The sequence below is a fragment of the Hydrogenimonas sp. genome (assembly GCF_029932565.1).
Taxonomy (GTDB): domain Bacteria; phylum Campylobacterota; class Campylobacteria; order Campylobacterales; family Hydrogenimonadaceae; genus Hydrogenimonas.
In genome coordinates this window covers 1-12,907 of the sequence record NZ_JAOZPV010000052.1, presented here as the reverse complement: position 1 = coordinate 12,907, position 12,907 = coordinate 1, and the positions used below count along the sequence as shown (strand labels likewise).

General features: G+C 55.2%; 15 protein-coding genes. 10 read left to right on the top strand and 5 right to left on the bottom strand.

Translation table 11 applies throughout. From position 1 onward, the window contains the following. A partial coding sequence (locus Q1K24_RS07010) for an HAD-IC family P-type ATPase (protein WP_300368024.1) occupies nt 1–1,697 on the top strand: 1,697 nt, incomplete at its 5' end. A 10-nt stretch (nt 1,698–1,707) separates the two neighbouring features. Here Q1K24_RS07010 and ald read toward each other — a convergent pair. Beyond that, entirely contained in the window at nt 1,708–2,823 is a 1,116-nt protein-coding gene (ald, locus tag Q1K24_RS07005; protein WP_300368021.1) for an alanine dehydrogenase, read from the bottom strand. Nucleotides 2,824–2,943: 120 nt separating this feature from the next. Between ald and Q1K24_RS07000 the strand changes: the two genes are divergently transcribed. Genes Q1K24_RS07000 through Q1K24_RS06975 form a run of 6 tightly spaced genes read left to right on the top strand, consistent with a single transcriptional unit; the run spans nt 2,944 to nt 8,555 of the window. Continuing rightward, complete coding sequence (locus Q1K24_RS07000) at nt 2,944–3,237, top strand: hypothetical protein (protein WP_300368018.1); 294 nt, start codon at nt 2,944–2,946, stop codon at nt 3,235–3,237. A 45-nt stretch (nt 3,238–3,282) separates the two neighbouring features. Further along, nucleotides 3,283–4,506 carry a hypothetical protein gene (locus Q1K24_RS06995; protein ID WP_300368015.1) on the top strand — a complete coding sequence of 408 codons (1,224 nt, stop codon included), beginning with the start codon at nt 3,283–3,285 and terminating at the stop codon, nt 4,504–4,506. A gap of 10 nt (nt 4,507–4,516) precedes the next feature. Continuing rightward, nucleotides 4,517–5,398 carry a zinc ABC transporter substrate-binding protein gene (locus Q1K24_RS06990; RefSeq protein ID WP_300368012.1) on the top strand — a complete coding sequence of 294 codons (882 nt, stop codon included), beginning with the start codon at nt 4,517–4,519 and terminating at the stop codon, nt 5,396–5,398. Beyond that, on the top strand, nt 5,389–6,147 hold the full coding sequence (locus Q1K24_RS06985; protein ID WP_300368009.1) for a metal ABC transporter permease: 759 nt from the start codon (nt 5,389–5,391) through the stop codon (nt 6,145–6,147). The genes Q1K24_RS06990 and Q1K24_RS06985 overlap by 10 nt, the downstream gene beginning before the upstream one ends. Next, a complete protein-coding gene (locus tag Q1K24_RS06980) occupies nt 6,134–7,738 on the top strand; it encodes an endonuclease/exonuclease/phosphatase family protein (RefSeq protein WP_300368006.1) in 1,605 nt (534 codons plus the stop codon). The genes Q1K24_RS06985 and Q1K24_RS06980 overlap by 14 nt, the downstream gene beginning before the upstream one ends. A 46-nt stretch (nt 7,739–7,784) precedes the next feature. Beyond that, a complete protein-coding gene (locus Q1K24_RS06975; RefSeq protein WP_300368003.1) occupies nt 7,785–8,555 on the top strand; it encodes a sulfite exporter TauE/SafE family protein in 771 nt (256 codons plus the stop codon). Here Q1K24_RS06975 and Q1K24_RS06970 read toward each other — a convergent pair. Together Q1K24_RS06970 and Q1K24_RS06965 are read right to left on the bottom strand one after the other, a co-directional pair. Then, a complete protein-coding gene (locus Q1K24_RS06970) occupies nt 8,549–8,923 on the bottom strand; it encodes a diacylglycerol kinase (RefSeq protein WP_300368000.1) in 375 nt (124 codons plus the stop codon). The two genes, Q1K24_RS06975 and Q1K24_RS06970, sit on opposite strands and share 7 nt — an antisense overlap. Then, nucleotides 8,920–9,465 carry an HD domain-containing protein gene (locus Q1K24_RS06965; protein ID WP_300367997.1) on the bottom strand — a complete coding sequence of 182 codons (546 nt, stop codon included), beginning with the start codon at nt 9,463–9,465 and terminating at the stop codon, nt 8,920–8,922. Before Q1K24_RS06965 ends, Q1K24_RS06970 begins: the two co-directional genes overlap by 4 nt. 52 nt (nt 9,466–9,517) lie before the next feature. Between Q1K24_RS06965 and Q1K24_RS06960 the strand changes: the two genes are divergently transcribed. Genes Q1K24_RS06960 through Q1K24_RS06950 form a run of 3 tightly spaced genes read left to right on the top strand, consistent with a single transcriptional unit; the run spans nt 9,518 to nt 11,128 of the window. Then, the gene (locus Q1K24_RS06960) at nt 9,518–10,297 is read left to right on the top strand and encodes an inositol monophosphatase family protein (protein ID WP_300367994.1); all 780 of its coding nucleotides are present in this window, start codon (nt 9,518–9,520) and stop codon (nt 10,295–10,297) included. Further along, nucleotides 10,298–10,825 carry a hypothetical protein gene (locus Q1K24_RS06955; RefSeq protein ID WP_300367991.1) on the top strand — a complete coding sequence of 176 codons (528 nt, stop codon included), beginning with the start codon at nt 10,298–10,300 and terminating at the stop codon, nt 10,823–10,825. 33 nt (nt 10,826–10,858) lie between these two features. After that, entirely contained in the window at nt 10,859–11,128 is a 270-nt protein-coding gene (locus Q1K24_RS06950; protein ID WP_300367988.1) for a hypothetical protein, read from the top strand. Between the two features lie 228 nt (nt 11,129–11,356). Here Q1K24_RS06950 and Q1K24_RS06945 read toward each other — a convergent pair whose 3' ends face one another. After that, nucleotides 11,357–12,640, bottom strand: coding sequence for a citrate synthase (locus Q1K24_RS06945; protein ID WP_300368027.1), 1,284 nt, complete (start codon nt 12,638–12,640; stop codon nt 11,357–11,359). A 42-nt stretch (nt 12,641–12,682) separates the two neighbouring features. Then, the coding region (locus Q1K24_RS06940; RefSeq protein WP_300367985.1) for a hypothetical protein at nt 12,683–12,907 on the bottom strand (225 nt) is incomplete at its 5' end.

Below are 12,907 nucleotides of genomic sequence, written 5' to 3'. Positions count from 1 at the left end.
TGGCGATGAGCAGACGCCACGTCATCGTCCGCAAACTGGCGGCCATCGAGGGGCTCGGGTCGTGTACGATGATCGCGACGGACAAGACGGGCACGCTGACGCAGAATCGCCTGGAGGTGGAGCGCTTCGTGACGACGGAGGGAATCTACGATACACAGGAGAATGTGCCGGAGGATCTGATGGAGACGATGGTCGTGGCCAACGAGGCGCATCTGGCCAGGCAGGGCGATCCTTCGTCGCTGCTGGGGGATCAGGTGGATGTCGCCTTCGCGGCGTTCGCCCTGAGAAAAAGGCTGGAACTTTCGGAGCTGCTCGAAGCGGAGCGGGCCGACACGATGCCCTACGAATCTTCGAAAAAGATGTCCGGCGCCACTGTGGAAAGGGGCGAGGGGTATCTGCACGTCATCAAAGGTTCGCCCGAAGTGGTTCTGGAATATACGAAGATGGCGCCCTCCGACAGAGAGCGCCTGATGGGAGAGATCGAAACGTGGGCGGCGGAGGGGTACCGCATCATCGCCGTGGCGAGAGCCGAATCGAAAGAAACCTCGATCGAAAAGATGCTCGAACGCCGGCTTTTTAACTGGGTCGGCTACGCGGCCATTCTCGATCCGCTCAGGGAGGGTGTGGAGGATGCTGTGAAGCGGTGCCAGCGGGCCGGCATCACGGTCGTGATGGTGACGGGCGACCACCCATCCACCGCCTACCATATCGCGAAGGAGCTGGAGATCGCCATGAGCCCCGAAGAGGTGATGGACGGCGAGTCGCTGACACGCTGGACGGAAAATGGGGAGGATCCCGAAGAGATCGCGGGTATTCGGGTCTTCGCGCGGGTGGCGCCGGCGCAGAAACTGCAGATCGTCAAGGCGTTCCAGAAGCTGGGCCACTACGTGGCGGTCACGGGCGACGGCGTCAACGATGCGCCCGCACTGAAGTTCGCCAACATCGGTATCGCGATGGGAAAGTCGGGCACCGACGTGGCCAAGGAGAGCGCCGATCTGATCCTGACCGACGACGCCTTTCCCTCTATCGTCAACGGCATCGAGGAGGGACGCCGCGCCTACGACAACATCCGAAAAGTGGTCCACCTGCTCATCTCCACGGGATTCGCCGAAATCGTGCTGGTGATGCTCTCGCTCCTTTTCGCCGTGCCCGTGCCGCTGCTGCCGATCCACCTGCTCTGGCTCAATCTGGTCACCAACGGCATCCAGGATGTGGCACTGGGTCTGGAGAAGGCGGAACCGGGCATTCTCGACCGTCCTCCACGCCGTCCGGAGGAGCCGATCTTCAACGGGGTGATGATCAGCCGCATCGCCACGGGCGGCCTTTACATGGGCGTGCTGGCCTTCGGCCTCTTCTACTACCTGCTTGGCAGCGGATACGATGAGGATTCGGCCCGCAACCTGACCCTGATGCTGATGGTGCTTTTCGAAAACGTCCACGTCTTCAACAGCCGGAGCGAAACGGTGCCTCTGTGGAGGATCAGGCATCTGCAGAACCCGATGCTGATCCTCTCGGTCATCGCCGCCCAGGCGATCCATGTGGGCGCTCTGCACTTTCCGTTGACGCAGCGCATTCTCTCGGTCGAGCCGGTCCCCTTCCGGCTCTGGGACGAGCTGGCGATTCTGGCCCTTGGGCTGATCGTCGTGATGGAAGCGGAAAAATGGCTGAGAATGAATATCCGGTCATCAAAACAATAGAATAAGCGCGTTATTCCAGTAGATTGTTTATAGATAGATAGGAAAATCCGTGTGCTTCGGCTACGGCTTTGCAGGTGATATGTCCCTCTGCGGTGTTGACCCCTTTGGCCAATGCTTTGTGTTTTCTGCAAGCCTCTTTCCATCCCTGATCTGCAAGCTCGACCACGAACGGAAATGTTGCATTGGTCAGTGCCAGTGTGGAGGTGCGGGGATAGGCACCGGGCATATTGGTCACGCAGTAATGCATGATGCCCTCCACTGCAAAAACAGGATTCTCATGGGTCGTTGGCCTGGAGGTTTCGACACATCCACCCTGATCGATGGAGACATCCACGATGAGACTTCCTTTTTTCATGAAATGCAGCATATCTCTGGTGATGAGGCTCGGGGTTCTCGCTCCGGCTATCAGGACTGCGCCTACAACCAGGTCGACAGAGGGAAGAAGTGTTTGTATATTGTATGGGCTGGAAATCATGGTCGAAACGTTTGGTGGTTTCGTCTCCTCCAAGAAGCGGAGTGTTTGGGGCTTGATATCCATGACGACCACGTTGGATCCGAGCCCGGCTGCCGTTCTGGCCGCGTTCATACCGACCATTCCCCCACCGAGTACCAGAACGTTTGCCGGCAGCACTCCGCTGGCACCTCCAAGCAACACTCCTTCACCGCCCTGTGGCCTGGATAGAAAATAGCCTCCCATAATCGGAGCCATCCTTCCGGCTATTTCACTCATTGGCTCGAGCAGCGGCAACCGCCCTTTTTCTTCCACGGTTTCATACCCGATAGCGATGACCTTTTTCTCCATCAAAACGTTCGTCAGCTCCCTGTTGGGAGCAAGATGCAAAAAAGTAAAAACAACCTGGTTCTCCCTGAGCAGAGGGTACTCTTCAGGAAGCGGCTCTTTGACTTTGACGATCATATCGCTCGTTTGATAGATGGTTTCGACATCGTCGGTCAAGATCGCACCGGCGTTGCGATACTCTTCGTCGGTAAATCCGCTTCCGATACCGGCACCGACCTGGACGATGGTTTGATGCCCTCTTTTTGCAAGCTGCTCTACTCCCGCCGGCGTCATTCCCACCCTGTACTCTTCCGTTTTGATCTCTTTCGGAACCCCAATGGTCATCATACAGCTCCTTCCTGGCAATTATTTTCAACACTCAATTATACAGACAATCCGATTTTTATCTTATGGCGGGAGTTGCTCGCTTGCTATTGTATTTCTCTGGAAATCAATGATCCGATATGTATGCGCTATAATTTGCCCATGAAAAAATCGGGGTTCGTCAAAAAGCTTGTCGGTGTTGTCCTTCTCGTTGCAACGCTTTTGGGTGGACTTCACCACCATAACGATCTTAAAACCCATCACGATTGTCCTATCTGTACGCTCCAAAACAATCTTGCCAGCGGTAATGTGGCCGAGAGTTTCACGCTGGCGCCTGTCGAAAACATTTTTCTACCCCCTCTGCCCTCTCTGGATGAGATAAAACTTTCCAATCGACCCGAAACAGTATCGGCACGTTCGCCTCCCCTCTTCTCCTGATTTCATTCACGCTATTTTTATTTACTTCAATCGGGAGACAATGTTATGAAAAAGATTATGATCGCTTCCATAGTGTGCGTTGCCGCACTCTATGGGGCGGAGAGTGACATCGAAGCACTCAAGACGCAGATGCACATGCAGCAGGAGGTCATCGAAAAACTCCAGCATCGCGTAGAGGAGCTCGAGCGTCGGGATCTCAAGAAGCAGGAGAGAGAGCTCGACGCCCGAATCGAGCGGGCGGAGAGTTTTTCGGGATCGTTCGACCAGAGTGCCTTTTTGCCGAGTATTTCGCTGGTCGCGGATATGTCGGTGCTCGGCAGAAACGTCGGCAACGAGGCTTACGAAAATTATGAAATTCCGGGCTTTCTGTCGAATCCGGGTGAGATTCCGTTCAACCCCAAAAGGGGGTTCAACCTCAATTACGGCGAACTCGGTATCAGCGCGACGGTAGGCCCCTATTTCGACGTCGATTCGGCGTTTCACATCGAAAAGGACGGGTTGCACATCGGCGAGCTTTACGTGACGACCCGGACCCTCCCCTACCATCTGCGCATGAAAGCCGGCAAATTCAAAAGCGAGTTCGGTGTAATCAATGCCAAACACCAGCACGCCTGGAATTTCACGAACATTCCGCTGGTGTTCGAAACCTTTTTCGGCCCCGGCGGTCTGGGTGACGAAGGGATGCAGATGCAGTGGGTGGCCCCTACGGAGAACTACCTGATGGCGGGTGTGGAAGCGATGCAGGGGAGCAACGGCAGGAGTTTCGGCGATACCGACAAGATCAACCTCTGGACGGGTTACCTGAAAGGCGGAGCCGATTTTGGCGAAAGCGGTACGGCGGTGGCTGGACTGACCTATATGCGCGGAAGGAACCCGCATGGCATTACCCATATCTACGGCGGCGACCTGACGCTCAAAACGCTCTTTGGAAGCTACAGTGCGCTGACCTGGCAGAGCGAGCTGCTCTACCGGGACAAAGAGGGCACGGGGGACCAGGCCGGTCTCTACACCGAACTGATCTACGACTATAACCAACAGTGGGCAGGCGGTGCGCGGTACGACCTGCTCTTCAAGAATGTAGGCGATCTGCCCGAGGATCTGGACCGGTATACGGTGATGCTGCAATACAGGCCCTTCGAGTTTTCGAAACTGCGTCTGCAGTACACCTACGACCGGTCGAAATGGATCGAGGGGGACCGGAAGGATATCCAGGAGCTGCTGCTCGGACTGACGATCGAAGCGGGCTCGCACGGCGCCCACGCATTTTAGGAGTGATGCTATGAAAAAGTTCATATTTGTATGGTTTTCGCTGATCTCTGCGCTGCTTGCGGAGATCCATGTGGTGACGACCTACCCCTATCTGGCCGAAATCGCCAAGGAGGTCGGCGGTGAGGGGGTGCGGGTGAAGAGTCTGGCATCGCCGAAGTTCGATCCCCATTTCATACTGCCGAAACCGTCGCTGATCCCGGCTCTTCGCAAAGCGGATTTGCTGGTGATCAACGGAGCGGGGCTCGAGATCGGCTGGCTTCCGCCGCTGATCAAACGGGCGAACAATCCGAAAATTCGGCCGGGCGGAGAGGGATTCGTCGATGCGTCGCGCGTCGTCGACCTGCTGGGCAAAACCCATGCGGTTTCGCGGGCCTACGGCGACGTGCATCCGGAAGGGAACCCGCACTACGCCCTCGATCCGCACAATGTGTTGCCGATCGCCGCGTTGATCGAACGGAAGCTGGAGACGATCGATCCGGCGTCGAAGAGGCGCTACCGGGAGAATTTCGACCGTTTCAGCAGGGAGTGGCGGGAGTTTCTGAAAGATTTCGACGCGAAAATGGCGCGCTGCAGAGGGAAAAAGGTGGTGCAGTACCACGAGCTCTACAACTATCTGCTGCACCGGTACGGGATGGAATCGACAGGGACCATCGAGCCGCTTCCCGGCATCGCGCCCAGTTCGAAGCATACGGTCGAGCTGATCGGCATGATGAAAAAAGAGGGGGTCGATACGATTTTGCAGGATGTCTACCACGAATCCAAAACGGCGAGGTTTATCGCTTCGAAAACGGAAGCGAAGGTCGTCGTGCTGCCCCACGACGTGGGTGCCGTTGAAGGAGCCGATACCCTGCGGAAGTTCTACGAGACTGTCGCGGAGCGGCTATGTCGATAGTGGAGATTCTCTGGCCGGCTTTCGTACTGGGGCTTCTGCTGGTCTTCATCCACGCGATATTCGGGCTCGAGATTATCCGGCGAGGGGTCATCTTTACCGATCTGGCGATCGGGCAGATCGCTGCGGTCGGCATCGCCGTGAGCGCCGCCTTTTTCGACGGGGCCTATCAGACCGTTCTGACGCTCGGTTTTGCGCTGCTGGCGGCGGTGCTCATCGCCGTAGGAACGCGGCGCGTCGAGCATGTCGAAGCCTTCATCGGCCTGCTCTACGCCCTGGGCATTTCGTCGATCATGCTGATACTGGCGCAAAGCGGCGAAGGGATGGAACTCTTTTCGAAGCTCAATGCGGCGGACATTCTTTTTACGATGCCCGAGGACGTTGCCCAGGCGTCGATGCTGTATGGAGCCATCGCGGCCCTGATGTTCATTCTATACCCCAGACTGAGGGGCTTTACCAAAGAACTGCTCTTTTTCGGCGCTCTCGCGGTGACGGTGACTTCGTCGGTACAGATCGCCGGTGTTCTCGTCGTTTTCGCGCTGCTGGTCGCGCCGGCCTATGCCGCGTTGACACAGACGCGGTTGTCTCCTCTTCTTTTCGCATGGATTTTCGGGGCGGCTTCCGTCATCGTGGCACTCTATCTCTCGTACCGGTTCGATCTTCCGACGGGGTATACGATCATTTTCACCGTGGTTGTGAGTACGATGGTTTTGATCCTTTCAAAATCGAAAAAACTGGATGGAAGAGAGTGAAAACTGTTACAATGGCACCATGAAAACGTTTTGGTCCCTTCTGTTTCTCTTGTTTCCATTGCTGCTTGCTGCCCGTGACATCCGGGTCGCTTCGTACAATGTCGAGAATCTCTTCGACCTGAAAAAGAGCGGGTCGGAATATACCGAGTACATTCCCTTTACCGGTTACGGCTGGAACGAAAAAGCGTTCGCCATCAAGGTCGGGAACATCTCCCGGGTCATCTGCGATCTGAAACCCGATGTCATCGGATTGCAGGAGGTCGAGAGCGACGGGGCGCTGGCGGCACTTCAAAAAGGTGTGGCGGCATGCGGCTGGCCGATGCCACACCGCGCCATCGCGGACGACAAACCGACGGTCGTGAAAACCGCCCTCCTCTCCAGGTTTCCCATCGTCGACAAGAAGGAGATCGATCCCGACGGAAGCCTGAGCACCCGCAACATCCTCGAAGCGGTCATCGACGTAAAAGGGAGTCGGCTGCGGATTTTCGTCAACCACTGGAAGTCCCGCAACGGACCGGAGAGCCGCCGTCTGGTGAGTGCGAAGGCGCTTATGAGCCGTGTAACAGCCCTGCCGAAGGGAGACGACTACATACTGCTGGGGGATTTCAACAGCGACTGGAACGAGTGGCGGACACTGCCGCAGACCCCGCGTCTCAACGACACCCGCGGCATCACAGGGATCAACCATATTCTCAAAACGGTCCGGGATGGAAAACCTGTCTCCAAACGCGACATCGTCCGGCCCTACCACTACGACCTCTGGCTGGAGCTCCCGCCCCAGCGGCGATGGAGCCACAACTTCTACGGAGACAAACACGCCCTCGACCATATGCTGCTGCCGGCATCGATGTTCGATGCCAAAGGACTCAACTACAAAGACCGCACGTTCCGGAAGTTTACGCCGCACTACCTTTTCACGAAAAAGGGTGCTCTTTTCCGATGGCAAGTTGCGAAAAAGCGGCACGGCAAACACCTGAATGCCGGCTATTCGGACCATCTTCCGATTTACGCTTCCGTGACGACGGAACCCTATGCGGCTGCCGAAAAAGCCAAACAGTCAGGAGATGAAAAGAGCGGGAAAAAGATACCGGCGCAGACCATCCACATCACCGACCTCTACACGATGCCGTTGGGATGGATGCATGGCATCGTTCCCGAAGCGGTCGTTGTCTACAAAAGGGGCAAGGTGGCCGTTTTGAAAGAGCCCGGCGGACGGGCGATACTGGTATACCGGGATACCGGGTATCTGAACGTGGGGAGAAAATACCGCGTGGCGATCCGGAAACTCTACGACTACAAGGGGCTTCGGGAGGCAACGAAGATCGAAGTGCTCGAAGATCTCGGCAATGCGGCTGTGGAACCGCTTCTGTTGAAAGAGTACGACGATCTGAGCGATCCCAGGTATGTCAACGAAGTGGTCCACACCGTGTCCGGTATCTACAGACGGGGCTATCTCTATTACGGAGACGGCAGAAAGATCAAACTCTTTTACAGAAAGAAAAGGATGCGCCCGAAAAACGGCACGAAGGTGACATTGAAAAACGTGCGGGTGGGAATCTACCGAAACCGTCCCGAACTGATCGTTGATTAACGGTGCTTGCGCTAAAATAGCGAAAATAGAAGATGAAGGATAAACGATGGGGAGTGTGGAGCTAAGTACGATCTTTCTGGTGGCGCTGCTCGGGTCGTTCGGCCACTGCATCGGGATGTGCGGGGGTTTTGTCCTGGCCTACACGGCGGCGAAAGTGGATGCGGAGTGGTCGAAAACCCATCAGATGATCGCCCACCTGCTCTACTCGCTCGGTCGTGTCACCAGCTACATGGTCATCGGTGCGTTCTTCGGTTACCTGGGGCAGAAAGTGAGTTTCGACATGACGGCGAAGGGGCTGCTCTTTATCGCCGTCGGGATGCTGATGCTGATGATCGGCCTCTCTTTGATCGGCAAGATCAAATTTCTCAACTCCATCGAATCCTCCATCGCCCAGAGCTCCTGGTTCGGCAAACTCTTCAGGATGGTAATCCATTCGCGGACGCTGCCGAGTTTCTATCTGATGGGAATGCTCAACGGACTCATTCCCTGTGGTCTTGTCTACTTCTTCGCGACGGCTGCCATCGTAGCCGGTTCGGCGCTGAAGGGAGCCATCGTGATGGGTGTTTTCGGGGTGGCGACGATTCCGGCGATGCTCGGTGTCGGCATCTTCTCCTCGCTCATCAAAGGATCGAGCTACCGCCAGCTGGTCATCAAAATTGCGGCGGTCGTCGTCATGCTCTTCGGTCTTTTCACGAGTTACAAAGGGTACATGATGATTACGAAGCCGGAGGTGGTACACAAAAAGATGCAGAAGATGCACGAGGAGCTGGAGTTTCTACCCCGGGAGAGCAACAACTCCTCGACGATGCCTCACTGAGCCGGCTGTAGATAGACGATGTAGAGGGTCACCAGCCAGACGACGATCGTGAAGATGACGGTGAAGAGTACCATCGTGGCGCCGGCGTCTTTGGCGTGTTTGGCGAGGGTGTGCTTTTCGCGGGTCACGAGATCGACGACCCGTTCGATGGCGCTGTTGGCGAGTTCGGCGATGAGCACCAGCAGCATCGAGAGAGCCAGAACCGCTTTGGCGATCAACGGCATCGGTACGAAAAGAAGCCCGATCCAGACAACGATGCTGAGAATCACTTCGATCTTGAACGATGTCTCGTGTTGGAAAACTTCGAAAAATCCCTCCATCGCATACCGGGCGTTTTTGAAAATCGAGTATTTCGGCTGGTTTCTCATTGTCGTTTCTCCAATACGTTTCGATACAGGCGTATCTTCCTTTTAAGCCGGTTTTTCAGATAGGGAGAGGCATCGCCCAGTACCTGAAGTATCATTTCGGCATTGCCGAGGATTGTCGTGATCTTTTCGTCGCTCCATTCCGACGATATTGGCAGCATACTGCTGATACGATCGGCTATTTTCGCCATGGCGATCTCTCTGGGCTGATCGAGAATACGTGTGACGGAGTCGCGGAGCTGTTCGTTTTTCGGAAGCGACTCGTTTTTGGTCATGGCAGCCACGCCGGCAGCTACCGCCTGCCCGAAATCCTTTCGGATCGATTTGAGGGTTACGTCGCTCTTTTCGACGACATCGTGCAGCAGTGCCGTAATGACCGCCAGATCGACATCGAACACCTCCCCCGCACTCTGAGCAGCCAGCAGTTCGTAGGATGCCGCCGTCGGATGGGTGATATAGGGATCGCCGAATTTCGTCACCTGGCCGTAGTGTGCCCAGGCTGCGAGACGAAGAGCTTTGTGAAACAGATCGGTATTTGGTATCATTGCCGTACTTTATTGAAATGTTTCGAATTTTACCAAAAAAGGGATTTTTTTGTTGGATCAAGTAACAGCGGCCGTGCTCGAAGCCGGAAAACTCTTTCGCGAGGGGTTCGAAGCGTCGAAAGATGTGCGCCACAAAGGGACCGTCGATCTCGTGACGCAGTACGATGTCGCCGTCGAGAACCTTCTCAAAGAGCGTATCGGAAAATCGATGCCGGACCATACGATCATCGGCGAGGAGAGTGCAGACGAACATGAGCGGGCTGAAAAAGCGATCTACATCGATCCGATCGACGGGACGACCAATTTTATCCACAAGATACCCTTCTGTGCCATTTCGATCGGGGTATGGGAGTCCGGCAGACCCGAGGCGGCCGTCGTCTACAACCCGATCCTCAACGAACTGTTCACTGCCGAAAAGGATAAAGGCGCTTTCTGCAACGGCAGGCCGATCCGCGTATCGGAGACCTCCGATCTGCAGCAGTCCCTGCTGGCGACCGGATTTCCCTATACGAAAGTCGAACGGGGGCGCGATTTCCGGTGGGTTGTCCGGACGATGGAAAACCTTCTGCCCTATACGCAGGATATTCGCCGTTTCGGGGCGGCGTCGATCGACCTCTGCTATGTGGCGAACGGCATTCTGGACGGATTCTACGAGTGCAACCTGAAACCATGGGATGTCGCGGCCGGTATTCTGCTCATCGAAGAGGCGGGCGGAAACGTAAGCAACCATCTCGGTGATCCCTATCGGTTGGGTGATCCGGTGATTGTAGCGACGAACGGAAAAAATCATGGTAAACTGCTTGCAAAACTGGCCAAATACGAGGAGGCCTGAATGCAGAGACTGAATCCGCAGAAAAGTGCGCTCCTGACGCAGATGATTTCACCGCACTACCCGAACCAGCAGATTCTGCATCTGACGGACGGGAGCAACGATTTTCATCGGACGCTCTACGACTTCACCAAGTCAAAAGGGTTCGAATATGACCTTCGTACGGTCGGCTGCGAGATCGAGGAGTTCGATGCCGGCGATCATCCGGCCTGCCGGGTCGAGTCGCTCGATCTGGCCGAGAGGAAGTACAACAAACATGCAAGGCTCTACGAGAACATTTTCGTCACGATTTCGCCGGAGAGTCTCGAAGAGGATATCCAGACCATTTTGAAGAAGTTTTTCCGCGTCATGAAAAACGCGGCCATTCTGACACTGGTCATCGACCGGGGTGCGCCACTGCTCGACCGCATCGACAACGATCTGGAGGAGTGCTATTTCGTGGCGATCAACCATATCGACATCTTCGACGACTACGATGTGGTAACGGCGAAGAAGCTGCATGGATGGGGTGCGTACAATGTGGGATTTTAGTTTTGCGTATTGAAAAATTTTATGAGGGATGATATGGAAGAGAAAAAGTATACACTCGAAGAGGCGATCACCTGTTACGAGGAGGATCGGTTCGACGAGGCTCTGACGGCGCTGAAACAGCACAGGAAACATTCCGAGGCCCAATATTTTCTTGGGATGATGTACTACGAAGGGTTTGGCGTCGAAAAGGATCTCGAGGCTGCAAAACGCTGGTTCAAGAAGGCCTCCCGGCAGGGAAGCCTCGATGCCGAATATATGCTTCTATGCTGCGAGGGGAACACGACGAGCTGCTGCAAGGCATAGAACCCATCTCGAAGATCCCCATAGCCGGTAACGGAAGCGATTTTGCTTCGCGAGTCGGGAACTTCGAGTTTGTCGTGTCCAAAGCATCGACATACAGATGCGACGCGGCTACGAGGCGAAAAGCGCAAGGCTTAGTCAAAGCTAAGTCGAGCATTTTCAACGACGTTAGCGTGCCTTTTGCGTGCCATTCCCGCCCATGGAGATCTTCAAGATGGGTTCCAGGAGGCCTCACGGCCCCACATAGATCTGCCGCGGCCGGACGATTTTCTGGTCTTTGTCCTTTTTGAATTCGATCCATTGCGATATCCATCCGACTGTTCTTCCGATGACGAAGATCGGGGTAAACATGCTTCGGGGAATGCCGAGTGCCGTCAATATGACGCCGCTGTAGAAGTCGATGTTGGGATAGAGCTTGCGTTTGATGAAATAGTCGTCGTTCAGGGCGATCTCTTCGATGCGCGAGGCGATCTGCATCAGGTTGCTGTCGAGACCCAGCTCCTCTTTGAGGCTGTCCTGGTACTGTTTGAGAATCTGTGCCCGCGGATCGAAATTTTTGTAGACGCGGTGTCCGAAACCCATCAACCGGAACGGATCGTCCGGATCCTTCGCCTTCGCGATAAACTTGTCGACGTGTTTGACATTTCCAATCATTTTCAGCTGTTCGATGACCGATTCGTTGGCCCCGCCGTGCGCCCTGCCCCAGAGGGCCGAGATGCCTGCCGAAATGGCGACGTAGGGGTGGGCACCCGTCGACGCGACGCTTCGCACCGTCGTCGTCGACGCATTCTGCTCGTGATCGGCATGGAGGGTGAAGATCGTATCGAGTGCTTCGATTTCGATGGGGCGGATCGTGTTTTCTCCCTCTTTCGTAATGTGCATCTTGCCGCCCGGATAGGCGCGCATCATGTAGAGGAAGTTTTCGGTGAAACTCCGGCCGATATCCGGGTAGATGAACGGTATGCCCTGTGAATGGCGGTAGGAGAAGGCGGCGATCGTCGGGATCTTCGCGATGATGCGGCGTGCCATCTCCTGGTATTCGGCCTCTCTGTTGATTGTGAGGTGCTCGTAATAGAACGAAGAGAGTGCCGCGACAGCCGAGGAAAGGGTCGACATGGGGTGGGCATCCTGCGGAAACGCGTCGAAAAGGTTTTTCAGGCCTTCGTGCAGGAATGCGCGGTGGCGGAGTTCGAAATCGAAATTGATCAGTTCGTCGCGGTTCGGCAGCGAACCGGTCAGGAGCAGATAGCAGGTTTCGAGATAGTTGTGTTTTGTCGCCAGCTCTTCGATCGGAATACCGCGGTAGCGGAGCTCCCCTTTTTCCCCGTCGATAAAGGTAATTTCGGATCGGCAGCTCGCCGTCGAGGTGAAGCCCGGGTCGAAGCTGAAGTGGCCGCTGTCTTTGTAGAATGTCCGCATATCCACACCGTTCGGACCTCTTGTCGCCTCGATGACCGGGTAGGTGTATCGCTTGCCACTCTCATCGTCGATAATCGTGAATGTTCTGTTGCTCACATCGTCTCCTTCTATGTGTTCTTTTTTCATTATATTACTTTTTTACTTTTTCTTTTCGTTTTTTCTTTCCATACCGAGTTTGAGCGGAATCATGTCGATCTTGTCGAGCTTTCCAATTTTGACGACATCTGCAGTTTTCAGCTGATTCTTCGGAACACCCGCCTTCGCGAGATATTGGACGATATGCTCTGCACGCTTTTTCGCCAGTGTGGCGAGTTCGTTTCGATCGACCGGATATGTTTCGAGCACGGTGTCGAAAAGTTTTTG

What these genes read in the sequence shown, in the direction of transcription:
- Q1K24_RS06995 (WP_300368015.1), top strand. Translation starts at nt 3,283, where the DNA reads ATGAAAAAGATTATGATCGCTTCCATAGTGTGCGTTGCCGCACTCTAT.
- Q1K24_RS06970 (WP_300368000.1), bottom strand. Translation starts at nt 8,923, where the DNA reads ATGAGAAACCAGCCGAAATACTCGATTTTCAAAAACGCCCGGTATGCG.
- Q1K24_RS06975 (WP_300368003.1), top strand. Translation starts at nt 7,785, where the DNA reads ATGGGGAGTGTGGAGCTAAGTACGATCTTTCTGGTGGCGCTGCTCGGG.
- Q1K24_RS06980 (WP_300368006.1), top strand. Translation starts at nt 6,134, where the DNA reads ATGGAAGAGAGTGAAAACTGTTACAATGGCACCATGAAAACGTTTTGG.
- Q1K24_RS06965 (WP_300367997.1), bottom strand. Translation starts at nt 9,465, where the DNA reads ATGATACCAAATACCGATCTGTTTCACAAAGCTCTTCGTCTCGCAGCC.
- Q1K24_RS06950 (WP_300367988.1), top strand. Translation starts at nt 10,859, where the DNA reads ATGGAAGAGAAAAAGTATACACTCGAAGAGGCGATCACCTGTTACGAG.
- Q1K24_RS06985 (WP_300368009.1), top strand. Translation starts at nt 5,389, where the DNA reads ATGTCGATAGTGGAGATTCTCTGGCCGGCTTTCGTACTGGGGCTTCTG.
- ald (WP_300368021.1), bottom strand. Translation starts at nt 2,823, where the DNA reads ATGATGACCATTGGGGTTCCGAAAGAGATCAAAACGGAAGAGTACAGG.
- Q1K24_RS06990 (WP_300368012.1), top strand. Translation starts at nt 4,517, where the DNA reads ATGAAAAAGTTCATATTTGTATGGTTTTCGCTGATCTCTGCGCTGCTT.
- Q1K24_RS06955 (WP_300367991.1), top strand. Translation starts at nt 10,298, where the DNA reads ATGCAGAGACTGAATCCGCAGAAAAGTGCGCTCCTGACGCAGATGATT.
- Q1K24_RS07000 (WP_300368018.1), top strand. Translation starts at nt 2,944, where the DNA reads ATGCGCTATAATTTGCCCATGAAAAAATCGGGGTTCGTCAAAAAGCTT.